24 protein-coding genes are annotated in these 23674 nt (G+C 68.9%); 11 read left to right on the top strand and 13 right to left on the bottom strand.

What is annotated here, in order from left to right; all coding sequences use genetic code 11:
• Positions 1 to 17 precede the first annotated feature (17 nt).
• The 3 genes from N788_RS09180 (at position 18) to N788_RS09190 (ending at position 1415) form a co-directional block, all read left to right on the top strand.
• Entirely contained in the window at positions 18 to 431 is a 414-nt protein-coding gene (locus N788_RS09180; RefSeq protein WP_034224096.1) for an ExbD/TolR family protein, read from the top strand.
• Between the two features lie 12 nt (positions 432 to 443).
• On the top strand, positions 444 to 872 hold the full coding sequence (locus N788_RS09185; RefSeq protein ID WP_034224098.1) for an ExbD/TolR family protein: 429 nt from the start codon (positions 444 to 446) through the stop codon (positions 870 to 872).
• A 150-nt stretch (positions 873 to 1022) separates the two neighbouring features.
• Complete coding sequence (locus tag N788_RS09190) at positions 1023 to 1415, top strand: ExbD/TolR family protein (RefSeq protein WP_034224101.1); 393 nt, start codon at positions 1023 to 1025, stop codon at positions 1413 to 1415.
• A 7-nt stretch (positions 1416 to 1422) separates the two neighbouring features.
• Here the strand turns inward: N788_RS09190 and N788_RS09195 are convergent, their stop codons facing one another.
• Positions 1423 to 2175: a pyridoxine 5'-phosphate synthase gene (locus tag N788_RS09195; protein ID WP_034224104.1), complete on the bottom strand. Its 753-nt coding sequence runs from the start codon at positions 2173 to 2175 to the stop codon at positions 1423 to 1425.
• A 94-nt stretch (positions 2176 to 2269) separates the two neighbouring features.
• On the opposite strand from N788_RS09195, the gene N788_RS09200 reads away from it, so the two are divergent.
• Positions 2270 to 5152 (top strand): ligand-binding sensor domain-containing diguanylate cyclase, encoded by a 2883-nt coding sequence (locus N788_RS09200; RefSeq protein WP_034224106.1) that lies wholly within the window; start codon positions 2270 to 2272, stop codon positions 5150 to 5152.
• 16 nt (positions 5153 to 5168) lie between these two features.
• On the opposite strand, the gene N788_RS09205 is transcribed toward N788_RS09200, so the two are convergent.
• The 5 genes from N788_RS09205 to N788_RS09225 all read right to left on the bottom strand — a co-directional run bounded on the left by N788_RS09205 (position 5169) and on the right by N788_RS09225 (position 8924).
• On the bottom strand, positions 5169 to 5411 hold the full coding sequence (locus tag N788_RS09205) for a GlsB/YeaQ/YmgE family stress response membrane protein (RefSeq protein ID WP_034224108.1): 243 nt from the start codon (positions 5409 to 5411) through the stop codon (positions 5169 to 5171).
• A 14-nt stretch (positions 5412 to 5425) separates the two neighbouring features.
• Positions 5426 to 5689 (bottom strand): hypothetical protein, encoded by a 264-nt coding sequence (locus N788_RS09210; RefSeq protein ID WP_034224110.1) that lies wholly within the window; start codon positions 5687 to 5689, stop codon positions 5426 to 5428.
• A gap of 61 nt (positions 5690 to 5750) precedes the next feature.
• Positions 5751 to 7166, bottom strand: coding sequence for a cardiolipin synthase (gene cls, locus N788_RS09215; RefSeq protein ID WP_034224113.1), 1416 nt, complete (start codon positions 7164 to 7166; stop codon positions 5751 to 5753).
• A gap of 36 nt (positions 7167 to 7202) precedes the next feature.
• The gene (locus tag N788_RS09220) at positions 7203 to 7904 is read right to left on the bottom strand and encodes a 2OG-Fe(II) oxygenase (protein WP_034224116.1); all 702 of its coding nucleotides are present in this window, start codon (positions 7902 to 7904) and stop codon (positions 7203 to 7205) included.
• A 6-nt stretch (positions 7905 to 7910) separates the two neighbouring features.
• Positions 7911 to 8924, bottom strand: a complete 1014-nt coding sequence (locus N788_RS09225) for a class 1 fructose-bisphosphatase (RefSeq protein ID WP_034224118.1) — start codon at positions 8922 to 8924, stop codon at positions 7911 to 7913.
• A gap of 90 nt (positions 8925 to 9014) precedes the next feature.
• Here N788_RS09225 and N788_RS09230 point away from each other — a divergent pair, with 90 nt between their 5' ends.
• Positions 9015 to 10253, top strand: a complete 1239-nt coding sequence (locus N788_RS09230) for an MgtC/SapB family protein (RefSeq protein ID WP_051924525.1) — start codon at positions 9015 to 9017, stop codon at positions 10251 to 10253.
• A 4-nt stretch (positions 10254 to 10257) separates the two neighbouring features.
• Here N788_RS09230 and N788_RS09235 read toward each other — a convergent pair whose 3' ends face one another.
• Both N788_RS09235 and N788_RS09240 read right to left on the bottom strand, forming a co-directional pair.
• Positions 10258 to 10899 (bottom strand): response regulator, encoded by a 642-nt coding sequence (locus N788_RS09235; protein WP_034224120.1) that lies wholly within the window; start codon positions 10897 to 10899, stop codon positions 10258 to 10260.
• A complete protein-coding gene (locus tag N788_RS09240; RefSeq protein ID WP_034224123.1) occupies positions 10896 to 12035 on the bottom strand; it encodes a sensor histidine kinase in 1140 nt (379 codons plus the stop codon). The genes N788_RS09235 and N788_RS09240 overlap by 4 nt, the downstream gene beginning before the upstream one ends.
• A 142-nt stretch (positions 12036 to 12177) precedes the next feature.
• Between N788_RS09240 and N788_RS09245 the strand changes: the two genes are divergently transcribed.
• Positions 12178 to 12906, top strand: coding sequence for a hypothetical protein (locus N788_RS09245; protein WP_034224125.1), 729 nt, complete (start codon positions 12178 to 12180; stop codon positions 12904 to 12906).
• Here the strand turns inward: N788_RS09245 and phhA are convergent.
• Positions 12852 to 13739, bottom strand: a complete 888-nt coding sequence (gene phhA / locus N788_RS09250) for a phenylalanine 4-monooxygenase (RefSeq protein WP_034224476.1) — start codon at positions 13737 to 13739, stop codon at positions 12852 to 12854. The genes N788_RS09245 and phhA overlap by 55 nt on opposite strands.
• A gap of 122 nt (positions 13740 to 13861) precedes the next feature.
• Between phhA and N788_RS09255 the strand changes: the two genes are divergently transcribed.
• The gene (locus N788_RS09255) at positions 13862 to 14341 is read left to right on the top strand and encodes an Lrp/AsnC family transcriptional regulator (protein WP_034224127.1); all 480 of its coding nucleotides are present in this window, start codon (positions 13862 to 13864) and stop codon (positions 14339 to 14341) included.
• Between the two features lie 3 nt (positions 14342 to 14344).
• On the opposite strand, the gene N788_RS09260 is transcribed toward N788_RS09255, so the two are convergent.
• The 4 genes from N788_RS09260 to N788_RS09275 form a co-directional block, all read right to left on the bottom strand.
• Complete coding sequence (locus tag N788_RS09260; protein ID WP_051924526.1) at positions 14345 to 15994, bottom strand: M28 family metallopeptidase; 1650 nt, start codon at positions 15992 to 15994, stop codon at positions 14345 to 14347.
• Positions 15995 to 16060: 66 nt separating this feature from the next.
• A complete protein-coding gene (locus N788_RS13975; protein ID WP_051924527.1) occupies positions 16061 to 17257 on the bottom strand; it encodes a GGDEF domain-containing protein in 1197 nt (398 codons plus the stop codon).
• Between the two features lie 81 nt (positions 17258 to 17338).
• A complete protein-coding gene (locus N788_RS09270; RefSeq protein ID WP_051924528.1) occupies positions 17339 to 18112 on the bottom strand; it encodes a rhomboid family intramembrane serine protease in 774 nt (257 codons plus the stop codon).
• A 42-nt stretch (positions 18113 to 18154) separates the two neighbouring features.
• The gene (locus N788_RS09275; protein WP_034224130.1) at positions 18155 to 19126 is read right to left on the bottom strand and encodes a TerC family protein; all 972 of its coding nucleotides are present in this window, start codon (positions 19124 to 19126) and stop codon (positions 18155 to 18157) included.
• A gap of 290 nt (positions 19127 to 19416) precedes the next feature.
• Between N788_RS09275 and N788_RS13980 the strand changes: the two genes are divergently transcribed.
• Genes N788_RS13980 through folE form a run of 4 tightly spaced genes read left to right on the top strand, consistent with a single transcriptional unit; the run spans position 19417 to position 23665 of the window.
• The gene (locus tag N788_RS13980) at positions 19417 to 20583 is read left to right on the top strand and encodes a GGDEF domain-containing protein (RefSeq protein WP_051924529.1); all 1167 of its coding nucleotides are present in this window, start codon (positions 19417 to 19419) and stop codon (positions 20581 to 20583) included.
• A gap of 39 nt (positions 20584 to 20622) precedes the next feature.
• The gene (locus tag N788_RS09285; protein ID WP_034224132.1) at positions 20623 to 21795 is read left to right on the top strand and encodes a class I SAM-dependent rRNA methyltransferase; all 1173 of its coding nucleotides are present in this window, start codon (positions 20623 to 20625) and stop codon (positions 21793 to 21795) included.
• A gap of 8 nt (positions 21796 to 21803) precedes the next feature.
• Complete coding sequence (locus N788_RS09290; RefSeq protein WP_211250703.1) at positions 21804 to 23036, top strand: TCR/Tet family MFS transporter; 1233 nt, start codon at positions 21804 to 21806, stop codon at positions 23034 to 23036.
• Positions 23037 to 23080: 44 nt separating this feature from the next.
• Entirely contained in the window at positions 23081 to 23665 is a 585-nt protein-coding gene (gene folE, locus N788_RS09295) for a GTP cyclohydrolase I FolE (RefSeq protein ID WP_034224134.1), read from the top strand.
• Positions 23666 to 23674: the final 9 nt, after the last annotated feature.

Below are 23674 nucleotides of genomic sequence, written 5' to 3' on the forward strand. Positions count from 1 at the left end.
AACCAGGAGTCGCAGGCATGGCCTTTTCTTCCAACTCCGGCGGTGGCGGCCCGATGGCCGACATCAACGTCACGCCCCTGGTGGACGTGATGCTGGTGCTGCTGATCATCTTCATGATCACGGCCCCGCTGATGTCCCACAAAGTGAAGGTGGAGTTGCCCCAGGCCACCCTGGAAGAGAAGCCGGAAATCGACCAGCCGCCGATCACCCTCGCGGTGACGGCGGACGGCCAGGTCTACTGGAACGACGAGGCGGTTACCCGGGATCTTCTTGATGCCCGTCTCGCCGTGCTGGCCCAGCGGACCCCGCAGCCGCAGGTCGACATCCGGTCGGACAACATCACCCGCTATTCCGTCATCCACGAAGTGGTCACCAACGTTCGCCGTGCGGGTATCCGCAAGGTGGGCTTTGTTTCCACCCCCGAGCGCTGAGGGCAACCGATCATGGCTTTTACCTCGAGTTCCGGCGCTGGCCCGATGGCCGACATCAACGTCACGCCCCTGGTGGACGTGATGCTGGTGCTGCTGATCATCTTCATGGTGACGGCCCCGGCGCTGTCCTACCAGATCCAGGTCGACCTGCCGCAGCGTACGTCGAACCCGCCGCCGCCGCCGAAGGATCCGCCTGAGCCGATCCGCCTGCGCATCGAGGCGGGTGGCACGGTGACCTGGAACAACACGCCGATCCCGCTGTCCACGCTCCAGGCGGCCCTTGAGGTCGAGGCCGAGCGCGCCGGTGAAGACGTCACCCGTCAGCCCACCGTCGAGATCCAGACCGACATGGACGCCCAGTACGAAACCCTGGCCAAGGTGCTTTCGCGCACCAAGAACGCCGGGATGGCAAAGATTGCATTCGTGGAACCCGGCGCCTGACCGTCGCCGCGCTTCCCGCACCCTGCAGCAACGCCGCCTTCGGGCGGCGTTTTTTTTGCCTGAATGTTTCCCCACCCGGCGCCCGCCCCGGGATTGCGCAGCCGACCGGCCGAGCGTATCCAGTAAGTCAGTCCACCCGGGGAGAACACCATGGCCTTCGTCGCCAATCGTTCCGATCAGGGCACCATGGCTGACATCAACATCACGCCGCTGGTGGACGTGATGCTGGTACTGCTGGTCATTTTCATGGTCACTGCGCCGCTGCTCGACAACCGCATGGCGCTGACCCTTCCCGGCCACTCCCCGATCACCAGCAAGCCAGTTCCCAGGCTGACCCTGGAGGTCGCACCCGGTGACCTGTTCCGCCTGGCGGGGACTTCCGTGGCACCGTCCCAACTCCAGGGACTGCTGGAACGCCAACTGCGTGAGCAGCCCGGCTTCGTGCTCGAGGTCAGCGTCCACCCGGAGGCCGACTACCAGTCGGCCACCACGGCCCTGGCCGCCGCCGAACGCGCCGGCGTGAGCAACATCAGGTTGGATTGAGCCCGGCTCAGCGGGCGCTGGCGATGATCGCGAGGTAGGCGCGGACGGTCGGCTCTAGGCCCGCGTAGAGGGCCTCGCCGACCAGGGCGTGGCCGATGGAAACCTCCAGTACGCCGGGCACGCCGCGCAGGAAATCCGCCAGGTTGGCCTGGCTCAGGTCGTGGCCCGCATTGACGCCCAGGCCGGCGGCCTGGGCTTCGGTGGCCGTCTCTCGGCACAGCGCAACCGCAGCGGCCGAATCGCCGGCCGCGTGGGCCTGGGCGTAAGGCCCGGTGTAGAGCTCGATACGGTCGGCCCCTAATTCCGCGGCCCGGGCGATGCCTGGCGCCCCGGCATCCATGAACAGCGACACCCGGGTCCCGGTCGCCTTCAGCGCCGCCACCAGGGGCGCCAGGCGCCCGGCGTCCCGGTCCAGGTCGAAACCATGGTCGGACGTGATCTGGCCGTCGCCGTCCGGCACCAGCGTCACCTGCTGCGGCCGCGTCTCCCGCACCAGCGCCAGCAGGCCCGGGTAATCCCCGCGTGCCGGCGCGAACGGATTGCCTTCGATGTTGAACTCGGCCCGGCCCGCGACCAGGGCCGCCAGGTCCCTGACGTCCTGCGGCCGGATGTGGCGCTGGTCCGGGCGCGGATGCACGGTGATGCCGCCGGCGCCGGCCCGCAGGGCGGCCTCGGCCGCGGCCGTGACCCGGGGCTCGTCGCCGCCGCGGGAATTGCGCAGCACGGCAATCTTGTTGACGTTGACACTGAGGGTGGCCATGGCCGCAAGCCTACCCTGAGGCCACCGGCCCGGAAAGCCGGCGAACCCCACCTCAACGCGCTTTCCCGGGCGGTGTTTCGGCCATAATCGCCCCATGCGCCCGCTGCTGCCGCTGCTGATCGTGCTGACCCTGCTCGCCTGTCCGGCGTCGTCGCCGGCTGAAACGGTGCCGGGCACGCCGCTGTCGAACAGCTATGGCTCCGAACAGACACGGGCCAAGCCCGGCCACCTCACGCTGGCCACGACGCCCGATGGCCAACTCTTCGCCGGCAACCACGACGGCGTGCTGCGCTTTAATGGCATCGACTGGCGACTGACCGCCCTGCCAGCGCGTTCGGCAGCGCACTCCATCGCCACCGGCAACGATGGCCTGGTGTACGTCGGTGGTTACGACACGTTCGGCCGGCTCGCCCCCGACGGCGAAGGCGGCCTGGCCTACGAAGAATTGCTCGATGCCGCCGGCCTGGTCGGCGACCAGCGCCACCTGGGCTTCGTGTACCAGGTGATGGTCGCCCCAGGAGGCGTTTACTTCCGAAGCGAGAATCGACTCATCCTGCTCCCTGCCGACGGCGGCAAGGCCAGCAGCTGGCCGCTGCCCGAGGCGACACGAAGTTTCTTCCAGGCAAAAGGCGGACTGCTGGCACGCATCCAGGGCCAGGGCCTGGTCCGGTTTGAGGACGGCGAGTTTGTCCTGGTGCCAGGCGGGGAAGCCCTGGCGGACGTGGCGTTGGCCGGCGTCGTCGAACGTGAAGACGGACTGCTGCTGGTCAGCCACGACGGGCTGATGCTCGCCGACGACAACGGCATCAGAAAGCTCGACGGCGCCGCCAGCGAAATGCTGTCGGGCATGCGCAGCTACGCCGTCCGCGGACTGGCGGATGGATCGGTGGTCGTCGGCACGCTCGAGGGTCAGCTGCTGCGGTTCGACGAGCAGCTGCGGGTCCGCCAGAAACTGGACCTGGGCAACTACGGCGTGCTCGCGCTCGACGTCGACCGCGAAGGTGGCCTCTGGGTCGCCACCGAGAGCGAGCTTCGCCGCCTGAAGCTGCCCTCGCCCTGGTCGCACCTGGGCGCCAGCCAGGGCATCGCCGGCAACCCCAACGATTTCGAATGGCATGACGGTGCGCTCTGGCTTGCCACCAGCCAGGGCGTGCAGCGCCTGCGACCCACCGAAGCCGGTCCGCCGCTGGCCGAACGCCTGCCCTGGACCAACTACGAGGCCTATGCCCTGCTTTCGGCCAAGGGCGACTTGCTGGTGGGCGTGCGAGAAGGCTTGCTGGTGGTCGAACCGGGGTCGCAGGAGCCGCGACGGCTCTACGAACATCCGCACCACGGCGTGTTCGCGCTGATGCCTTCGCGTCACGACGAATCACTGGCCTACGGACTGGCGGGCCCCGACCTGCTGCTGCTGCACCGGCGCCAGGGCAAGTGGCAGGCCGGCCCCCTGGTCTCCCTGGACGGCATCAGCGTCTACGGCGTCGAAGAAGGCGAGCGTGCCGGCGAGCTCTGGTTTGGCGATACCCGCGGACCCTTGCAGCGCTGGAGCATCGACCCGCAAAGCGGTGAAGTCAGTTCGCGCCAGACCTACGACGACAGCCAGGGTTTGCCGGTCAATCCGCAGTTCGGCACCAGTGTCTACCGCTTCGATGACGCGATCCACGCCGCCAGCGGCGACGCCAGTTTCCGGTTCGACGGCCAGCGCTTCGTGGCCGACAAGGCGCCCCCGGCGACGCTGGTCGACAGGCCGCATGAACTGTCGGTCGAACAGACGCCCCTGGGCGACTATGCCTACACCACGCGCGAACTTTGGCATCGCCCCCCGGGCCAGGACGAATGGCGGCCCCTGTATCCCGGCGGCCGCGGCCTGGCGGGGTATTCCTACGTGCGCTACGGCCAGGACGGCGTGCTGCGCATCGCGACCTGGACCGGCCTGCTGCAGTTCAACCCCGAAGAATCCATGCCCGACACCGCGCCGCTGCAGCTGGGCATGGAGTCGGTGCTGGCCCGGAACGAAGCCGGCGAAACCCGGGTCATGCCCACCCGCACCGACAGCACCGAGCCGGTGCGACTGCCGCCGGGCTACAGCCTCACGCTTCGTTTCGCCATGGTCAGCATGGAAAGCGGCGCGGAATTCCGCTACCTGCTCCACGGCGTCACCCCCGAGTGGAGTGAATGGGCCGACCGCGACCTGTTCATCCGTGCCCTGCCCGCTGGCGACTATGCGCTCGAAGTGCAGGCACGCACCGGCACCGGCCGGCAGCCCGCGGGCATGACGTATCGGTTCCGTGTCCTGCCCTACTGGTATGAAACCTGGTGGGTGCAGGCTCTGCTCGGCCTGGCCCTGCTCGGCGCCGGGCTGGCCGTGGCGATGTGGCTGGTGCGCCTGCGCACCGAGCGTTTCATGCAGGCCAACCGTCGACTCGAAGCCCGTATCGCCGAGCGCACCCATGAACTCGAAGACGCCAACCGCAAGCTGGCCGAACTGGCCACTGAGGATGCGCTCACCGGCGTGGCCAACCGCCGGGCGCTGGAAAACGGCCTGCGTCGTGAATGGTTCCGCTGCCTCGACCAGCGCCGGCCGCTGAGCGTGCTGATGATCGACGTGGATCACTTCAAGGCCTACAACGACGCCCATGGCCATCTCGAAGGCGACGTGCAGCTGCGCGGCATCGCCCAGCGGCTGGCGCAGCAGCACGACCCGCAGCGCGAACTGCTGTCACGCTACGGTGGTGAGGAATTCGCGCTGTTGCTGCCGGGCGTGCACGTGCAGGAAGCAAGCCGCCGGGCCGAGGTCATCCGCGCTGCCATCGCCGCGAGCGACGCCGGGATGACGGTCAGCATCGGCGTCGCCGGCATGGTCCCGGACGTGCAATCCGAGCCCGATGGCTTGCTGCGCCGTGCCGATGCGGCCCTCTATGAAGCAAAACGCGCCGGCCGCAACAAGGTCGCGACCGACGCGGGTAGCCCTGCCGGCTGATGCCGGCGCCGGCGGATCAGGCTTTCTTGATCAGGCCGATGATCGCCAGCAGCAGCACCGCACCGATGAAAGCGGTGATGAAGACGCCGATGTCGCCGCCGAAGCTGACGCCCAGCTTGGGCAGCAGCCAGCCGCCGAAGAATGCGCCCAGCACGCCCACGACCATGTTGATGAGGACGCCGAAACCGCGGCCCTTCATCACCAGGCCGGCAAGCCAGCCGGCGAGCGCGCCGATGATCAGGAAAATTAGAAGATTCATGTCAGTACCTCGGTTCAGGAACGGTGGGTGGAGTCTTCGCTACGTGCCGCCTTGCGGGCTTCCGCCTGCTCCCTGAGCATGCGCAGTTCTTCGGCGGTCATGATGTGGCTGGCGTCGCGGGAACTGCTGGAGATGCGTGCATTGAGCCAGCCCAGGAGGAACATCACCAACAGTGCCAGCGAGCCGGCCAGCAGCACCAGCACGCCGAACGTGGGCATCGAACGCATCATGGCCAGGCCCAGGCAGGCCAGCGAACCGAGTAGATAGAGCCAATGCATGGGTCACCTCGCACTTTGCCGGAAGTGTAGCCCAAGCTGGCCGCGAGTCCAGCCGGAGCGTTCAGAGCAGGGGAGAAAGCAGCCGGGTGGCGTTGTCGGCCAGGCGTCGCGGGAAGGGCAGCGGCGGGTCGTCGGCCCTGATTTCGCGACAGTGTGACAAGGTCGATTCGATTTCGGCCTCGAGTTCCGACGCCAGGTCACGGTCGTGCAGCAACAGGCTCAGCTCGAAGTTCAGGCGGAAGCTGCGGTGGTCGAAATTGGCGCTGCCGATCACGCAGGTGTCGTCGTCCACCAGCAGCGCCTTGGTGTGGATCATGCGGGGCTGGTATTCGAAGACCCGGATGCCCGAAGCCAGCAGTTCGTCGTAATAGGATCGCGCGGCGGCGCTGACCAGGATCGAGTCGCTCTTGGCCGGCACGATGATGCGCACGTCCAGCCCGCGCATCGCCGCCGAGGTGAGCGCCATGCGTGCCGCCTCGCCCGGGACGAAGTAGGGGGTCACCATCCAGATGCGGCGGTCGGCCTGGTGGATCGCCTCGACCTTGACCCGGTGGATCGACTCCCACACCGAATCGGGTCCCGAGGGCAGCGCGTGGACGAGCATCTTGCCTTCCCGCGGCTCGGGCCAGAGCCGGTCGTCGCGCAGCGCGGTGCCGGTGCCGTAGTGCCAGTCCTCGAGGAACGCCAGCTGCAGCCAACGCACGATCGAGCCCTCCAGCCGCAGGTGCAGGTCGTGGAAGGCCTTGGGATTGACGGCTTCGTTCTCGTCGTCGGTGACGTTGATGCCGCCGGTGAAGGCGATGCAGCCATCGACGATGACGATCTTGCGGTGGTTGCGCAGGTTCATCCGCGGGCGCCAAAGCCAGCGCAGGCGCACCGGGTGGAACCAGCAGACCTCGGCCCCGGCCTCGCGGAGCGGGGCCAGGAAGGCCGCGCCGAGCTTCACCGAGCCAAAGGCGTCGAGCAGCAGCCGCACCCGCACGCCTTCGCGCGCCTTCGCCACCAACGCGTCGCGCAGGCGGGTACCGGTGTGGCCTTCCTCGAAGATGTAGTACTCCAGGTGCAGGTGGTGCCTGGCCCCGGCGATGGCCTCGTGCAGGGCATCGAACGTGGCCTCGCCGCCGATCAGCAGCTTTACGTCGGTGGCGCTGCTGGGTGCGAAGTGGGTGATCGCCTGGGCCAGCCGCGACACCGTGGCGCAGTCGTCGCTGGTGACCAGGTCGCTGGGAAGGCTTGGTTCAAGGCTGCGCCGCGACATGCTGCGCCGGCGGCGCTGGCGCACGATGCGCTGCGGGCCGAGGAAGTGGTAGATCAGCAGGCCAACCACCGGCAGCGCCGCCAGCGACAGCACCCAGGTGAGGGTGGCGATCGGCTCGCGCTTTTGCATCACGATCCAGCCTGCCAGGACCAGGACGTAGAGCGTCCAGAGCGTGATCAGCAGCGGTTTGAAGTCGGAAATCCAATCGGCAAGCTGCATGGGGATTCCTTCAGGCCTGGACCGATTGTAGCCAGTTCAGCCCGGCGGCTTGCCGAAGATCTGCTCGGCGCGGTTGAACAACACCCAGCTGGTGGCGATGTACTTGTCCCCGCCGGCGGGCCGGTTGCCGCGATGGGTGTGGGTGAAGGCGGCCGGTGCGATCAGCAGGCTGCCGGTGCGCGGCGGCACCTTGCGCTGCTGGTGGAAGAACTCCGTCTCGCCGGCCTGGAAGTCGTCGTTGAGGTAAACCGTCCACAGCAGGTGCCGGTGCAGGGTTTCGCACTGCGGGTCGCGCGGGTAGAGCTCGCAGTGCCAGTACGGATAACCACCTTCGCCGGCGCGGTAGCGCTGCAGGTTGATGCGTCCGGGACGGAAGATCGAACGGATGATCTCGCCCAGGGCGACGTCGGGCAGCGTGGCGAAATCCTCCGCCGACAATCGCCGCACTTCATCGGGGTTGGCGCCGTGCTGGACCATCAGCGGCGCGATCAGGGTGTAGGGATAGCGGCGCAGGTAGCGGGCCAGGCCGTTCATGATCGCCTGCACGAAAACCACCTCGGTCTCGCGCCACTCCTGCTTGCCGGTGATGCTGATGTCGCGGCTGTTCTTGAGGTCGGGGAACAGGCCACCGCCGACCAGGCCGGGCTGGTCCTGGCCGCTGGCTTCGAACTGCTCGATGATCCGCGCGCAGGTCGCCGCGGGCACGGCGTCCGGGTAAACCTCGATGAAGTCGTCCATGTCCGTTCAGGCCCCCGCGTCGTCTTCGAGGTGGTAGCGAACCGCCTGCGCCACTTCGTCGCGTGAACCCAGGAAGACCGGCACGCGCTGGTGCAGGCCGGTCGGCTGGACGTCCATCATGCGTTGCCGGCCGGTGCTGGCGGCGCCGCCGGCCTGTTCGATGATGAAGGCCATCGGGTTGGCCTCGTACATGAGCCGCAGCTTGCCGCCCTTGTCGCGGCACTTGCTGTCGAGCGGGTAACTGAAGATGCCGCCGCGGGTGATGATGCGGTGCACGTCGGCGACCATCGAGGCGACCCAGCGCATGTTGAAGTCCTTGCCGCGCGGACCTTCCTTGCCCTTGAGAAGGTCTCCCACGTAGCGCTGCATCGGTGCCTCCCAGAAGCGCTGGTTGGACATGTTGACCGCGAACTCCTTCGTTTCCGCCGGCACCTGCACGTCGCGCCGGGTCATGATGAAGCTGCCGATCTCGCGGTCGAGCGTGAACACGTGGGTGCCGTGGCCCACGGTCAGCACCAGCATGGTGCTGGGCCCGTAGGTCGTGTAGCCGGCGCAGACCTGGGTGTTGCCCGGCTGCAGGAAGTGTTCGTCGCCCGGGGCGGTGACATCGTCCGGACAGCGCAGCACCGAGAAGATGGTGCCGACCGAGATGTTCACGTCGATGTTGGAGCTGCCGTCGAGCGGATCGAACAGCAGCAGGTAGTTGCCGCGCTGGAAGGCGTCGGGGATCGGCTGGCTGTGGTCCATTTCCTCCGACGCCAGGCCGGCCAGGTGGCCGCCCCAGGCATTGGCCTCGAGCAGGATGTCGTTGCTGAGCACGTCCAGCTTCTTCTGCGCCTCGCCCTGGATGTTGCCCGTGCCGGCATCACCCAGGACACCGCCCAGCGCACCCTTGCCGATGGCGATCGAGATGGTCTTGCAGGCGCGGGCCACCACTTCGATCAGCAGGCGCAGGTCGGCGTTGATGCGGCCGGCATGCTGCTCCTGGATCAGGTAGCGGGTCAGGGAAATATGTTTCATGGGGCTCCAGCGGGGCGGCGACGGACCCGGGCATTGTCCGCGCCCGCGCCGGGCTTGCAAGCGCGGGCCGGCTTGCAGGCACAATCGGGCATGACCGGGACCACCTTCGACGCCTTGCCCCTGCTGCCCCTGGGCACCGCCCTGGGCGTGGGCCTGCTGGTCGGCGCCGTGCGCGAGCGCCGGCATCCGGACCGGACCACGTCGGCCGGACTGCGCACGCACGCCCTGGCGGCGCTGTGCGGCGCGGTGTCGCTGTGGCTGGGCCTGGCGGTGTTCGTGGTGGTGGTGGCGCTGGCGGGCCTGTTCGCGGCGATGAGCTACCGGCTCAGCCACGCCGAAGACCCGGGGCTGACCGGCGAAATCACCCTGGTGCTGACGACCCTGCTCGGTGGCCTCGCCGTGGGCCTGCCGGCGCTGGCCGGCGGCCTGGGCGTGGTGGTGGCCGCGCTTGTCTACCTGAAGGCGCCGCTGCACCGCCTGGCGCGCGAACGCGTGAGCGAAGCCGAGGTCCGCGATGGACTGGTGCTGCTCGCATCCGCCCTGGTGGTGCTGCCGCTGGTCCCGGACCGCAGCATGGGACCGTTCGAGGTCTTCAACCCGGCGATGCTGTGGCGCCTGGTGGTGCTGGTGATGGCGATCAGCGCCCTGGGCCACGTCGCCCTGCGCCTGGTCGGCAACCGCTGGGGGCTGGCGGTGGCGGGATTTTTCGCCGGCTATGTTTCGTCCACCGCGGCGGTGGCGGGATTCGGCCAGCGCGTGCGCGAAACCCCCGGCCTGCGGTCGCCGGCGGTGGGCGCGGCGATGCTGGCCAACCTGGCCTCGCTGAGCCTGTTCGTGCCGATCCTGCTGGCGGTGTCGCCGGCGCTGTTGCCGCAGGTGGCCTGGGAATTGCTCGCCGGTGGCGCCGTGCTGCTGGCCGGCGGCCTGCTCGGCCTGCGCGCGGACGGCCAGGGGGAGCCACCGCCGACCGCGCAGTCGCGCATGTTCCGGTTCCGGCATGCGCTGGTGTTCGCCGTGGTCATCACCGGCGTGCTTTTTGTTTCGGCTGCGCTCAATGCCTGGCTGGGACCGCGCGGCGCGATGGCCGGCGCCACCGTGGCGGCCCTGGCCGAGGTCCACGCGGCGGCGGTCTCGGTGGCGAGGCTGTCGGCCGCCGGCAGTTTCGACACCGAACAGGCGCGCTGGGCGATCGTGCTGCTGCTGGCGGCCAGCTCGCTGGCGAAGTCCGGCGTGGCCTTCGCCAGCGGGGGCCTGGGTTATGGCCTGCGGGTGGCGGCCGGCCTGGTGGCCATGGTGGCTGCGGTGGCGGCGGTGGCGTGGCTGGCCTGAGCTTTCAGATGATGCGCAGGGTGATGGCCTTGAGCACCGCGCGGGTGCGGTCGCGCGTGCCCAGCTTGTCCAGGATCTCGGAAACGTAGTTCTTCACCGTGCCTTCGGACAGGAACACGGCCTTGGCGATTTCACGGTTCGAATAACCGCCGGCAATCAGGCGCAGGATCGACACCTCGCGCTCGTTGAAGGTGTCGGTGGGTTCGGACTGGTCGCGGTACGCATAGCGGGCCCGCACCGGATCGGTGGATACCGGCGCCAGCAGGGTTTCGCCGCGCGCGACCCGGGTGATCGCCTCGAACAGGTCCTCGGGCGAGGCATCCTTGAGCAGGAAACCCTGGGCGCCGGCCTCGGCCGCGGCCAGGGCCAGGCTGTCCTCGTCGAAGGTGGTCAGCAGCACTACCGGGGTGGCGTCGCCGCGCTCCCGCAGCGCACGCACCAGGCCAAAACCGTCCAGGCCCGGCATGCGGATGTCCGACAGGATGACGTCGGCGGGCGTTTCGGCGACCGCCGCGAGCAAGGCCTCGCCGTCCTGCGCCTCGGCTACGAGTTCGAGCTCGGCGAAACCGGCGAGCAGGGCGGTCAGCCCGCTGCGGACCAGGGCCTGGTCGTCGGCCAGCGCAACCTTGATCGGCCTTGCCGTCATGCCGACACCGGCAGCCAGGCTTGCAGGTGCACGCCGCCGGTGTCGGTGCGGCCCAGTTCGAGCCCCCCGCCCACGGCCACCAGGCGTTCGCGCATGCCACGCAGGCCGTTGCCCGGTTCGAGCCTGCCGCGGCCGCGGCCGTCGTCGCGGATGTCCAGGTGCAGGCCGTCGGCTTCGCGCCGCAGCACCACCCACAGGTTGTTGGCTTGCGAATGCCGGGCGCTGTTGGTCAGGCCTTCCTGCACGGCGCGCAGCAGGGCCTCGGCCTGCGCCACCGACCCGACGCGGGCGTCGCCGTCTATCTGCAGGTGCATGCGTGGTCGCGGGAACGGCGTGGCCAGGGATTCGAGTGCCGGGCCCAGGTCCATGCCGTCGGAATGGCGCATCTGCTGCACCACGTCGCGGATGTCGGTCAGCAGTTCGTCGGCCAGGCGCGAGCAAAGCTGGACCTGGGCGTCGCCGGCCAGGCGGGGATCGCGCGCCAGCGCCGCCATGTTCAATTTCAGCGCCGTCAGTTTGTGGCCGGCGACGTCGTGAAGCTCGCGGGACAGTCGCAGGCGCTCGCCGTCGCGCGCGGTTTCGGCCAGCAGCGATCGGGTCGCGAGCAGGTCGGCGTTGGCCACGGCCAGCGCATCGCGCGCGCGCTCGGCGCTCAAGCCGAACCAAGCAGCGCTGGCGGCGAACACTTGGAAACAGCCGACCATCAGCGTCGCGGGCAAGGCCGAACGCGTGCCCCAGAGACCGTCGTAGACCGCGTACAGGCCGATGTTCGCAAGCACGATGACAATGGCGGCGCCGCGCGGCGCCCACGCGTGTGCCACCTGCACCGCGCAAAGGATCAGCAGGATGGGCAGCGAGCTGTTGCGCGCCATCGCCATCAGCGCGAACACCAGCAGGTACTGGGCGACGATCAGGACGCGCAGGCGCGGCGATTCGTGGTCCTGCGACCCAACCACGGCCAGGAACAGCCCGAACCAGGCCAGGTGGAGCGCGCCCAGCAGCCAGTCCGGCGGCGCGCTGGACATCCAGTCGGGCACGCCGGAGCCACCGTAGACCAGCTCCCAGCCGATCGCCGCCCAGGTGATGTAGCCGGCCAGGTTGAGCGGGGTGAGGAGCTGTTTCAGGTGTTCACGCATGGCGCCAGCTTGGGCCGCCAGGGACGGGGGCTCAAGACCCGGGGCGAACAAAGTGACTTCCGGCACCCGGATCCGGTGACCGGCGGCACCTGAGTTGAGGTGGCCCGGCATCGAGACTGGCGGCACGCAAAAGGAGAACCCCATGGACCTCGCCACGCTTCCCGTCATCGTGCATGTCGCCGCCGGCACGCTGGCGCTGGTGACCTTCTGGACCGCCGGTTTGGTGAGGAAGGGCTCGCCCCTGCACCGCCGCGTCGGCCAGGTTTACCTGCTGGCGATGACGGTGATCATCTTCACCGGCATTCCCCTGGTGCTGCAGATGGTCGCGCGCGGACAGTCGATTGGCGCGCTGTTCCTGACCTACCTGCTGGTGCTGGTGGGCAACGCCACCTGGTTCGCCTGGCGCGCCATCCGCGATCGTCGCGACCGCGCGGCCTTCTACGGGCCGATGTACTGGTTCGTGGTGGCGCTGACGGCCGGCTGCGGCCTGGCGATCATCGCGCTGGGCACGCAGGTCGGCGCCTTGCTGCTGCAGGTGTTCGGGAGCGTCGGCGTCCTGGGCGGCATCGGCGCCTGGATGGGCTGGCGGCGTTCGGCCACCGACCCCAAGTGGTGGCTCAAGGAGCACTACGGCGCCATGATCGGCAACGGCGTGGCCACGCACATCGCCTTCTTCTCGATCGGCCTGCGTGGCCTGCTGCCTGGCGTGGACCCGCAGCTGCTGCAGAACCTGGCCTGGTTCACGCCGCTGGCCGGGGCCCTCGTCGCCGGCGCGTGGCTGGGGCGCAAGTATGGCCGGCCAGCGCCGGCCAGGCCTCAGACGTCGCCGTCGTCCAGCCAGCCCTCGCCGGTGCCGCGGTTGAACACCTGATCCCCGTCCTGGACGCTGCCGGCCGGGAAGCTCGGCAAGGCGGCGAGCTTCTCGTAGATCGGGCTGAAGTCCGGGCCCGTCGCTTCCATCAGCTGCTCGTAGCTGTCGATGACGAAGTAGGTCTTCTGGAAGGTGTCGATGCGGTAGCGCGTGCGCATGATGCGTTCGAGGTCGAAGCCGATGCGGTTGGGCGCCTTCGATTCCAGGCAGTGGATCGACTCGCCCTTGGAGCTGACGATGCCGCTGCCGTAGATTCGCAGGCCCTGCTTTTCCCGGATCAGGCCGAATTCCACCGTGTACCAGTACAGCCGCGTCAGGTTCACCAGCGCGTCCTGGCCGATGCCGTGGGCCTTGACCCCGCCGCGGCCGTAGGCGGCCATGTAGTCGGCGAAGACCGGGTTCATCAGCAGCGGCACGTGGCCGAACAGGTCGTGGAACAGGTCGGGCTCGCTCAGGTAGTCGAGCTGGTCGGGTTTGCGGATCCACCAGGTCACCGGGAAACGCCGGTTGGCCAGGTGTTCGAAGAAGGTCAGCTCCGGCAGCAGGCCTTCGACGCCGATCAGCTCCCAGCCAGTGGCCTTGCGCAGCACGGGATTGAGGTCGTCGAACTTCGGGATCTGGTCCGACGCCATGCCCATGGCTTCCTGCTGGGCGAGGAATTCGCTGCTGGCGCGGCCGGGCAGGATCTCGCGCTGGCGCTTGAACAGCGTCGCCCAGACCTCGTGGTCGGACGCGGTGTATTCACCCCAGGGCTGCTCGACCACGGCCGTGGTGTAGACGGGCACGTAGCCCTTGTCGGTGAGCTGGTGTTCGACGCGGCGCGGCGTGTCCATGGCAACCTCCATACGCTTTGCACCAGTCTAGCGCCGGGTGGCCGCAATCGGCTTGCGTAGTTGCACAGCAAGGCCCGGACGGCGCAACATTGTTGCGCCGTTGGCTCCCTGGGCAGAATTAAATGGACCAGATCAAGTTCGATCGCACCGACCTGGCCATCCTGGCCGAATTGCAGGGCGACGGTCGCCTGAGCAATGCCGACCTGGCCGAGCGCGTGAAGCTGTCGCCGTCCGCCTGCCTGCGCCGGGTGCAGCGGCTGGAACAGGCCGGCGTGCTGGCCGGCTACGCCGCCCGCATCGACCCCGAAAGCGTCGGGCTGGGCCTGCAGGCCTTCGTGCGCGTGCAGCTGGCACGCCACGACGCCGAGGCCGTGCAGGTCTTCACCGAGCGCGTGAACCGCTGGGACGAAGTCGTTGCCTGCCACGCCCTGACCGGCGAAATGGACTATCTGCTGCAGGTGGTCGTGCAGGACCTGGCGCATTTCTCGCGCTTCCTGCTCGACCACCTGCTCAATGCCAGCGGCGTCGCCGACATCAATTCCAGCTTCGTGCTGCGCACGGTGAAGCAGGCGCGCGGCCTGCCGCTGGACCACCTGGGCTAGCGCTTACTGCCCGGCGAAGGTGCGACCGAAGAAGTCGCCGTCCTTCCAGCGCGGACGCTCGGCGGCATCACCCACCCGGCGCCCGATGGCGGCGTTGAGCATTGCCAGCCGGGCGGCGCTCGGATAGTGGATGGGCAGCGAGGTGTCGTCGCTGGGCTGGTGGTAGTGGCCGGTCAGGAAGTCCTCGTACAGCGCCAGCGCGTCCACGTCCGGCGAACGCGCCTTGATGCCCGCGTCCAGGTACACGGCCGGGATGCCCTTGCGCACGAAGGCGTACTGGTCCGAACGCACGAACACCACTTCCTCCGGCTTGGGGTCGGGCGTCAGGCCGATGTCCAGCGCATCGGCGGCGGCCTGCACGTCGGCCTCCAGGCTGCTGTGTTCGATGCCGATCGGCACCACGTCGGTGACGTCGGCCAGGAAGACCGGCATGTCCATGTTGATGTTCGCCACCAGTTCGCCTTCGACCGAAGGCTGGTTGGCGAAGTGTTCGGCCCCCAGCAGCCCGCGTTCTTCGGCGGTCAGCGCCACGAACACCAGCGACCGCTTCGGCGCCGGCCCGGCGACCAGTTCGGTGGCGGCCTCGAGCATCACTGCCGTGCCCAGGGCATTGTCGAAGGCACCGTTGTAGATGCCGTCGCCGTCCACTTCGGCGCCGCGGCCCACGTGGTCGAGATGGGCGGTGTAGACGATGTGTTCGGACGCCAGCGACGGGTCGCTGCCGGCCAGCTTGCCCACGACGTTGTGGCTGGTCACCCGTTCCAGGGTGGTCCGGCCCGCCAGGCTGGCCTGGCCGGGCAGGTCGAAGGCTTCCAGGGTGCCGGCCTCGCGGCGCGCGAACACCTCCTCGGCGTCCATCGGCGCACCCTCGAACAGGCGGCGCGCGGCGTGCACGCCCAGGCTTGCGGAGGCGCGGATCTCCGGGAAGGCGTCGATCGGCTGGCCGTCGGCGTCGAGCAGGCGCATGCCGGCCATCTCCCAGTTGCGGGCCATCCGCGCCCAGGGGTATTTGGCTTCGTCCACCGGATTGCCGATCTGGATGACGCCGACCGCGCCGCGCTCGGCCAGGGCCACCATCTTCTGCCGGCCCGACGCGTGGAAGGCACGCTGGGTGTTGGGGAAATCCGCCGGCGCGCCGGAGAAATACACGGCGATCTTGCCGCGCACGTCGACACCGGCGAAGTCGTCGTGGTCGAGCTCCGGGGCGTGCACCGCCTGGCCGACGAACACCAGCGGCGCGGTCACCGCGTGGCTGGTGGCGTTGTAGTTCACGCCGGGCAGGAAGTCGTCCTGGAAGGCAAAGTCGATGCGCCCGTCGTCGCGGCTCAGGCTGAAGCTGGCGCCCTGGCGTTCGCGCCGCGCTTCGAGCAGCGGCACCGCCTGCAGGTAGTCGCCGTCGTCGCCGGCAGGCGCCAGGCCGATGGCGCGATAGCGGTTGGCCACGTAAAGCGCCGCCAGGTCGTAACCGCGGGTGCCGGCGGCGCGGCCCTCGAGCAGGTCGTCGGCCAGGAAGGCGACATCGGCATGGATGCGGCGGGCGCCGTCGTCGACGCGCGTGGCGGCTTCGGCCGGCGCAGCGGGCGCACCAGGGGCCGGTTCGCGGCCACAGGCCACCAGCAGGGTCAGGGCGATCGGTACCAGCAGCTGCTTCATGGGTCACTCCCGGGAACAAGCTCTGGAAGCTACCACCAGCCCGGTTGGCTGGGAATGAAGCCGGCGTCAATCGGCGGCGGTCGTGTCCCAGCCGCTCATCGCGTCGGCCATCACCAGGTCGCGGCCGGCGTGCTTGGCGGCGTACATGGCCCGGTCACCGCGCAGGAGCAGCTGCGAGAACAGCCGGTCTGCCGGGGCCAGCACCGCCACGCCGATCGACAGGGTCACTTTGCGCCGTTCGCCCTGAAGGTCCAGCGGCCGGTCCGAGAAGGCCTGGCGGATACGCTCGGCGGCAGCCACCGCGCTGGCGCCGTCGGTGTCGGGCATCAGCACGATGAATTCCTCGCCACCTAGCCGGCCCATCACGTCCTCGGCGCGCAGGCACTCGCGAATGCGCGCGACCGCCTGCACCAGGGCCAGGTCGCCAGCGGCGTGGCCCAGCTCGTCGTTGATGCGCTTGAAGTGGTCGATGTCCACCACCTGCACCGCCAGCGACACCCCGTGGCGCCGGGCGCCGGCGATGGCGCGCGTGCCCAGTTCCTCGATGGCGCGTCGGTTGTAGACATCGGTGAGGTAGTCCACGCGCGCCGCCCGTGCGAGCTCGCGCTGGCTGCGATCGGTGCACAGCAGCAGGAAGCCGACCGTCGCCACCACCGGCAGCACGCTGCCGACGCCATAGCTCAGCAGCTGCACGTGGTTGAGCTGGAATATGCCGGTGATCAGGCCGGGGTCCCACAGCAGCGCCATGGCCCGGTAGGCCATGATCGCCGTCGCCGCGACGAAGGCGCCGCCGGCGACATGGCGGACCAGGCCGCGTGATTCGGGACCCCGGTAGATGGTCCATGCGCTGTAGCCGAGCATCCCGGCCAGCACGGCCGAGATCGTGATCAGGCGCCAGGTGAGGTCGTCAACGACCAGGCCGAACCAGACCGATGCCGCCAGCGCCAGCGCCAGCGCCGCGCCCAAGCCGAGCACCGGCACCCGCAGCCGGTGGAAGCGCCGCAGCGCCACGGCATACGCGGCGAAGGCGCCGGCCACGAAGGCATTGGCCAGCACGATCGTCACCCAGGCCGGCAGCTGGTCGCGCTGGCTGAGCAACACCAGGCCGGTGGGCTGCAGCAAGGTGGCGGCGACCCACCAGTTCATCGCCGGGCGGAAGGCCGGGGACATGGCGCGGGCCACGACGGCCAGCAGGAGGCCGATCAGTACGGTGAGCAGGGCACCGACCAGCAGGCCGGAGCGGATGTCAAAGGACCATTGCAATGGCGGTGCTGCCCCCTGCGGCGACCGGCGCCAGGCAGGCCAAGGGTTCCATCCCGTTGCCGGGGGCGCAAGTTGCCGTCCTCAGTCCGGGCCGTCCTCACCTGGTCGCCGGGGCCGGAAAGGCAGCACCACGCCCGCCGGGGGCGGCGGCGGCCGCTCCCACAGCACCGGCACGTCGTCGGGACGGGGAGGCTCGAACTGCGTCGATTCCGCCTCGGCCTGGGCCCGCGCCTGTTCTTCCTCGATCTCCCAGCTATAGCGCTTGCGCGGCGGTTCCGGGTCCAGGCGCCGCCAGCGCCAGGCCGCGACGATGCCGGCCAGGGCGCCACCGAGGTGGTATTCCCAGGACACACCCGGCTCGCGCGGCAGGATGGTCAGCACCATGCCGCCGTAGAGGAAGAAGGCGATCAGCGCTGCCGCGATGGCGGCCTTGTCGCGCCTGAACAAGCCCAGGAACAGCAGCAGGAACATCAGGCCGTGGGCGAGGCCGCTGGCGCCGATGTGGAAGGACGGCCGCCCGATCAGCCAGGTGACCAGCCCCGAGCCCAGCCAAAGCACCGGCAGTGCACGCAGGGCCGCCCGCGGATAGACCGTGCCGACCAGGGTGCCCAACACCAGCAGCGCGCTGGCGTTGGCCAGCCAGTGCCCGGCCGAGCCATGCAGCAGCGGTGCGGTGAGGATGCCCACCAGGCCGCTGGCCTCCAGCGGTACCAGGGCGAACCCGCGCAGCCCGCCCAGCAGGGGCGTGGCGAAGAAGATCGCGCCGATGAGCGCCACGAACGCCATCGATGCCAGCAGCGCGCGGCGGAAATGCTGGCGCACGGCATCGGCGTGGTGCTGGCGTTGGGTATCCATCTTCAGCAGGTGGGGGCCGGGCGGCGCGGGCGCAAGCCCCGGTCAATCGCCGGGCAGCACGACCTTGGGCGGCCGCGGCTTGATCCACAGGCTCATCACCATCGAAGTAGCGATGACGGCGGCCACCACGCCCAGCGATATCGCCACGGGGATCTTGTAGATGTCCACCAGCAGCATCTTGGCACCGATGAAGATCAGCACCATCGCCAGGCCATAGGCCAGCAGGTGGAACTTCTCGGCCGCGCCCGCCAGCAGGAAGTACAGCGCGCGCAGGCCCAGCACCGCGAACACGTTCGAGGTCAGCACGATGAACGGGTCGGTCGTGATGGCGAAGATCGCCGGGATCGAGTCGACGGCGAAGATGACGTCGGTGACCGCGATCATCACCAGCACGATGAACAGCGGCGTGTACTTGCGACGCTTGCCCTGGCCCAGCCACAGCGCCTCGCCGTGGTAGCGCCGCACCATCGGGAAACGGCCGGTCAGCCAGCGCAACACCGGGTTCTTGTCCATGTCCGGCTCCTGGCCCGCCGCCCAGAGCATCTTCGCGCCGGTCGCCAGCAGGAACACGCCGAAGACGTAGAGGATCCAGTGGAACTTCGCAATCAGCGCCGCCCCGATGAAGATCAGGATGCCGCGCAGCACGATCGCACCGAGCACGCCGAAGATCAGCACGCGTTGCTGCGACTGCGGCGGCACCGCGAAGTAGGTGAACAGCATCAGGAAAACGAAGATGTTGTCGACCGCCAGCGCCTTCTCGACCAGGTAGCCGGTCAGGAACTCGAGTGCGATGCGTTCGGCGTCCTCGGCGGGCAGCTGTCCCTGCAGGTACCACCAGAGCCCGATGTTGAAGACCATCGCCAGGGCGATCCAGGCCACCGACCAGATCACCGCTTCGCGGGTGCTGACCTTGTGCGGGCCGTTCTGGCGCAGGACCAGCAGGTCGACCGCGAGCGCGGCCAGGACCAGGACCGCGAACACGGTCCACATGAGCGGGGTGCCGATGGTTTCCAAGAAAAATTCTCCGGTGCGTGGCCTGTCGTCCGGACCAGGGCGTCTCGTTCCGGGACGGAACGACGTTCACCGTGGGCGGGCGAAGGTCTCGCTCGCAGGCCTGGGCCTGCCTGCCGGACCGGGGCTTTGGACAAGGTCCGGGCCCGTGATGACGATCTCGACAGCGGGAGCTACTCCCCTTCTGGGCGCAGAGTCTGCCATGCCAGGTTAACTTGATGTCAATCACACCCACGCCGGCCACCTTGGCGCTAATCTGGCGCCTGGGCCGACGGCTCGCAAACAGGCAAACCATGACGCTGGACGTGCTCTCGGTGATGAAGGTCGGCGTGCTGCTCAGCGCCCTGACCGTGCTGCTGCTCGCCCAGGCCGGCCAGGCGTTCCCTTCCGAACGCCGGCGCCACCTGCGCATCTGGACCGTTGGCCTGCTGCTGCAGCCCATTGCCTGGGCCCTGCTGGCGGCCCGTGGCCATGTCCCGGACGCGATCTCCATCGCCCTGGGCAATGGGTTACTGCTGTTGGGTTTCGCCGAAATGGCGCGCGCGGTGCGGGGTTTCCAGGAGCTGCCCGAACGACGCCTGCAGCTATGGGGGATCGTGCTGGCCGCCGTCGCCGGGCTGGTGTGGTTCTCCCAGTACCGCCCTGATTACAGCGCCCGGGTGTTGATCAATTCGGCCGCGGCCGGCGCCCTGCTGGGCGCGATCGCCCTGGCCATGCAGGCGGCCTACCGGCGCGGCGGCTTCACCGCGGCGCGCCTGACCGGGGCGTTCGCCGGCCTGGGGCTCATGGTGGCGGCCTGGCGCTTCATCGAGCACCTGCGCTTCCCGCGGCCCGAAGGCAGTCTGCTCGACGCCGGTCCGAGCGACATCGTGGTTTTCACGTATGCCTGCGTCGGGGTGATGTTCCTGAGCCTGGGTTTCATCCTGATGCACACCGAACGGGCCTACGAATCCTTGCGCAGGCTGGCCACGGTGGATCCCCTGACCGGCGTGCTGGCCCGGAGCGGCCTGGTGGAACAGGGCGAGCGCCTCGTGTCGGAGGCGCGCCGGCATGGCCGACCGCTGGCGGTGCTGCTGATGGACATGGACCAGTTCAAGGCGGTCAACGACAGCCTCGGCCACGCCGCCGGCGACGGGGTGCTCAAGCACCTGGCGTCGCGGGCGCGGCTGGTGCTGCGCGGCGAGGATGTCCTGGGCCGGTTGGGGGGCGACGAATTCGTGGCCCTGCTGCCCAGCACCGATGTCGCCGGTGCCCAGGTCGTGGCCGAGCGCTTGCGTGACGCCGTCAACCAGGCCCACATGCTTTACCGGGGCGAGGAAGTGCCGGTGCCGGTGTCGATCGGCGTCGCCCAGGCCGACGACCAGGAGCCCCTGGAAGCCGTGCTCCAGCGTGCCGACCAGGCGATGTACCAGGCCAAGCGCGCCGGCGGCGACCGGGTGGCGGTGTCCCCGGCCCACTGACGCGGCGCGGACGCGGGCCGGCCCCGGTACAATCGGCCGATGAACACGCCTGCCCTGCCCGTCATTTCGCTCAAGATCGAGCGTCGCTCCAACCATCCGTGGATCTTCCAGAAGATGGTGGTCAAGCCGACCGCCAAGCCCAAGCCGGGCAGCCTGGTCGACATCGTCGACAACACCGGCGTCTGGGTGGGGCGGGGTTTCTACAACGGGCATTCCCGCATCGCCCTGCGCGTGCTCACCGAAGATCCGGACGAAGCGGTCGACGAGGCCTTCTTCGCCCGCAAGATCGCCGATGCCGTGGCCCTGCGTCGCGATTGCCTGCACCTGGATGAAACCACCGACGCCTGGCGCGTGGTGCACTCGGAAGGCGATGGCCTGTCGGGCCTGGTGGTCGACCGCTACGGCGACCTGCTGGTGGTGGAATTTTTCTCCGCGGGCGCGTTCCGGCACCGTGAGTGGGTCTATGCCGCGCTGCGCGAACAATTCCCGGGCTGCCGTTTCTACAGCTTCGCCGAAGAACATGTGCAAAAGCAGGAAAGCTTCGACTTCCGGGCACCGCCCGCGCCCGAACCCAGCGTGATCACCGAGAACGGCCTGAAGTTCCGCGCCAGCCCGGGCAGCGGACACAAGACCGGTTTCTTCGCCGACCAGCGCGACAACCGCGAATTCCTGGCGCGCTTCACCGCCGGCAAGCGGGTGCTCGACATCTGCTGCAACTCCGGCGGCTTCGCGATCTATGCCAAGGCCCGCGGCGGTGCCGAGGAAGTGACCGGCATCGACCTGGACGAGGAAATCCTGCAGATCGCCGGCAAGAACGCCCGTCTCAACGACGCCAAGGTCAAGTTCGTGCAGGCCGACCTGTTCCCCTACCTGCGTGAAGCCCAGCAGCGCGGCGAACAGTGGGACGTGGTGGTGCTGGACCCGGCCAAGCTCACGCGCGACCGCGACCAGGTCATCTCCGCGCTCAAGAAGTACAACGACATGAACAAGCTGGCCATGCAGGTGGTCAGCCCCGGCGGCATCCTGCTCACCTGTTCCTGCACCGGCCTGGTGGCCGAGGATGAATTCCTGGACATGATCCGCCGCGCCGCGTTTTATGCCGGCCGCACCGTGCAGGTGCTCAAGGTGACGGGCGCCGGCGGCGACCATCCGTTCATGGCCCACGTCAAGGAAAGCCGCTACCTCAAGGCGGTGTTCTGCCGCGTGCTCTAGGCCGGACCATGGACGCGCCCCTGCCGGCCGTGCCGCGCGTGCGTCGCGCCGCACTGGTCTTCATCTTCGTCACCGTGCTGGTGGACGTGATGGCGTTCGGCCTGATCATCCCGGTGCTGCCGCACCTGCTGAAGAAGGTCACCGGCGGCGAAATCGCCGACGCCACCCTCTGGCACGGCCTGTTCGCCACCGGCTACATGGTGATGCAGTTCGTCGCCCAGCCGGTGCAGGGTGCGCTGTCGGACCGCTTCGGGCGGCGGCCGGTGATCCTGGTCTCCAACGCCGGCCTGGCCATCGACTTCCTGATCATGGCGGTGGCCGAAACCCTGCCGCTGCTGTTCATCGCGCGCCTGCTGTCGGGCGTGACCTCGGCCAGCTTCAGCACCGCCAACGCCTACATCGCCGACGTCACGCCGCCGGAAAACCGTTCGGCGGCCTTCGGCCGGCTGGGCATGGCTTTCGGCATCGGCTTCACGGTGGCGCCGGTGATGGGCGCCTGGCTCGGCGCGGTGGACCTGCACCTGCCGTTCTGGGTCGCCGCGGGTTTGTGCACGGCGAACTTCTGCTACGGTTTCTTCGTGTTGCCCGAGTCGCTGGCGCCGGATCGCCGCGCCGCGTTCGAATGGCGCCGCGCCAACCCGCTCGCCTCCCTGAAGCTGCTGCGCGCCCATCCGGAGCTGTTCGGCCTGGCCGGCGTCAGCTTCCTGATGGCGCTGGCACACCTGGTGTACCCGACCACCTTCGTGCTCTACGCCGACTACCGCTTTGGCTGGGGGCTGGAGATGGTCGGCTGGACCCTGCTGCTGGTCGGCGTGCTGACCATCATCGTGCAGGGCGGCCTGGTGGGACGCATCGCGCGACGTTACGGCGACCGCCGCACCGTGATGATCGGCGCCACCGCCGGGGCGATCGGTTTCGCGATGTACGCGCTGGCGCCCAACGGCTACTGGTTCTGGGCGGCGATGCCGGTGGCGGCGCTGTGGGCGGTGGCCGGCCCGGCGGCGCAGTCCTTGATGACCGCCCGTGTTTCGCCGCAGGAACAAGGCCGGCTGCAGGGCGCCATTGGCAGCCTGAACTCCATTGCCGGCATCCTGGGGCCGACCCTGTTCACCCAGACCCTGGCTTTCGTGGCCGCCAACGAAATCGGCGGGCCGCTGGCCGGCGCCAGTTTCTGGCTCGCTTCCGTGCTCGTGGGCCTGGGCGGCCTGCTGGCCTGGCGCGCCACCACCACGCGGCACTGACACGGGCCGGGGTTAGGATAGGCGCCTGATCCAAGGAGCCCCCCATGTCCGATCCCGTCACCCAGGACCAGGCCGAAGAGGCCGTCCGCACCCTGCTGCGTTGGGCCGGCGAAGACCCGGCACGCGAAGGCCTGATCGACACCCCGCGTCGCGTCGCCAAGGCCTATGGCGACTGGTTCAGCGGCTACCGCGTGGATCCGCGGGAATACCTGGCCCGCACTTTCGAGGAAGTCGAGGGGTACGACGAGCTGATCGTGCTGCGCGACATCGAGTTCGAATCGCACTGCGAACACCACATGGCACCGATCATCGGCAAGGCGCACATCGGCTACCTGCCGGCCGGCAAGGTGGTCGGCATCAGCAAGCTGGCGCGCGTGGTCGAGGCCTACGCCCGTCGCTTCCAGGTGCAGGAAAAGATGACCGCCCAGATCGCCAACTGCATCCAGGACGTGCTGCAGCCGCGCGGCGTCGGCGTGGTGGTGGAAGGCGCGCATGAATGCATGACCACCCGGGGCATCCACAAGCGCGGCGTCAGCATGATCACCTCCAAGATGCTGGGCGGCTTCCGGGAAGATGCCCGCACCCGGGCCGAGTTCCTGCGTTTCATCGACGTCGGACCGGGCCGCTGACCGGGACTG

The sequence above is a fragment of the Arenimonas donghaensis DSM 18148 = HO3-R19 genome (assembly GCF_000743535.1).
GTDB classification, from domain to species: Bacteria; Pseudomonadota; Gammaproteobacteria; order Xanthomonadales; family Xanthomonadaceae; genus Arenimonas; species Arenimonas donghaensis.

What these genes read in the sequence shown, in the direction of transcription:
- N788_RS09180 (WP_034224096.1), top strand. Translation starts at nt 18, where the DNA reads ATGGCCTTTTCTTCCAACTCCGGCGGTGGCGGCCCGATGGCCGACATC.
- N788_RS09185 (WP_034224098.1), top strand. Translation starts at nt 444, where the DNA reads ATGGCTTTTACCTCGAGTTCCGGCGCTGGCCCGATGGCCGACATCAAC.
- N788_RS09190 (WP_034224101.1), top strand. Translation starts at nt 1,023, where the DNA reads ATGGCCTTCGTCGCCAATCGTTCCGATCAGGGCACCATGGCTGACATC.
- N788_RS09195 (WP_034224104.1), bottom strand. Translation starts at nt 2,175, where the DNA reads ATGGCCACCCTCAGTGTCAACGTCAACAAGATTGCCGTGCTGCGCAAT.
- N788_RS09200 (WP_034224106.1), top strand. Translation starts at nt 2,270, where the DNA reads ATGCGCCCGCTGCTGCCGCTGCTGATCGTGCTGACCCTGCTCGCCTGT.
- N788_RS09205 (WP_034224108.1), bottom strand. Translation starts at nt 5,411, where the DNA reads ATGAATCTTCTAATTTTCCTGATCATCGGCGCGCTCGCCGGCTGGCTT.
- N788_RS09210 (WP_034224110.1), bottom strand. Translation starts at nt 5,689, where the DNA reads ATGCATTGGCTCTATCTACTCGGTTCGCTGGCCTGCCTGGGCCTGGCC.
- cls (WP_034224113.1), bottom strand. Translation starts at nt 7,166, where the DNA reads ATGCAGCTTGCCGATTGGATTTCCGACTTCAAACCGCTGCTGATCACG.
- N788_RS09220 (WP_034224116.1), bottom strand. Translation starts at nt 7,904, where the DNA reads ATGGACGACTTCATCGAGGTTTACCCGGACGCCGTGCCCGCGGCGACC.
- N788_RS09225 (WP_034224118.1), bottom strand. Translation starts at nt 8,924, where the DNA reads ATGAAACATATTTCCCTGACCCGCTACCTGATCCAGGAGCAGCATGCC.
- N788_RS09230 (WP_051924525.1), top strand. Translation starts at nt 9,015, where the DNA reads ATGACCGGGACCACCTTCGACGCCTTGCCCCTGCTGCCCCTGGGCACC.
- N788_RS09235 (WP_034224120.1), bottom strand. Translation starts at nt 10,899, where the DNA reads ATGACGGCAAGGCCGATCAAGGTTGCGCTGGCCGACGACCAGGCCCTG.
- N788_RS09240 (WP_034224123.1), bottom strand. Translation starts at nt 12,035, where the DNA reads ATGCGTGAACACCTGAAACAGCTCCTCACCCCGCTCAACCTGGCCGGC.
- N788_RS09245 (WP_034224125.1), top strand. Translation starts at nt 12,178, where the DNA reads ATGGACCTCGCCACGCTTCCCGTCATCGTGCATGTCGCCGCCGGCACG.
- phhA (WP_034224476.1), bottom strand. Translation starts at nt 13,739, where the DNA reads ATGGACACGCCGCGCCGCGTCGAACACCAGCTCACCGACAAGGGCTAC.
- N788_RS09255 (WP_034224127.1), top strand. Translation starts at nt 13,862, where the DNA reads ATGGACCAGATCAAGTTCGATCGCACCGACCTGGCCATCCTGGCCGAA.
- N788_RS09260 (WP_051924526.1), bottom strand. Translation starts at nt 15,994, where the DNA reads ATGAAGCAGCTGCTGGTACCGATCGCCCTGACCCTGCTGGTGGCCTGT.
- N788_RS09270 (WP_051924528.1), bottom strand. Translation starts at nt 18,112, where the DNA reads ATGGATACCCAACGCCAGCACCACGCCGATGCCGTGCGCCAGCATTTC.
- N788_RS13980 (WP_051924529.1), top strand. Translation starts at nt 19,417, where the DNA reads ATGACGCTGGACGTGCTCTCGGTGATGAAGGTCGGCGTGCTGCTCAGC.
- N788_RS09285 (WP_034224132.1), top strand. Translation starts at nt 20,623, where the DNA reads ATGAACACGCCTGCCCTGCCCGTCATTTCGCTCAAGATCGAGCGTCGC.
- N788_RS09290 (WP_211250703.1), top strand. Translation starts at nt 21,804, where the DNA reads ATGGACGCGCCCCTGCCGGCCGTGCCGCGCGTGCGTCGCGCCGCACTG.
- folE (WP_034224134.1), top strand. Translation starts at nt 23,081, where the DNA reads ATGTCCGATCCCGTCACCCAGGACCAGGCCGAAGAGGCCGTCCGCACC.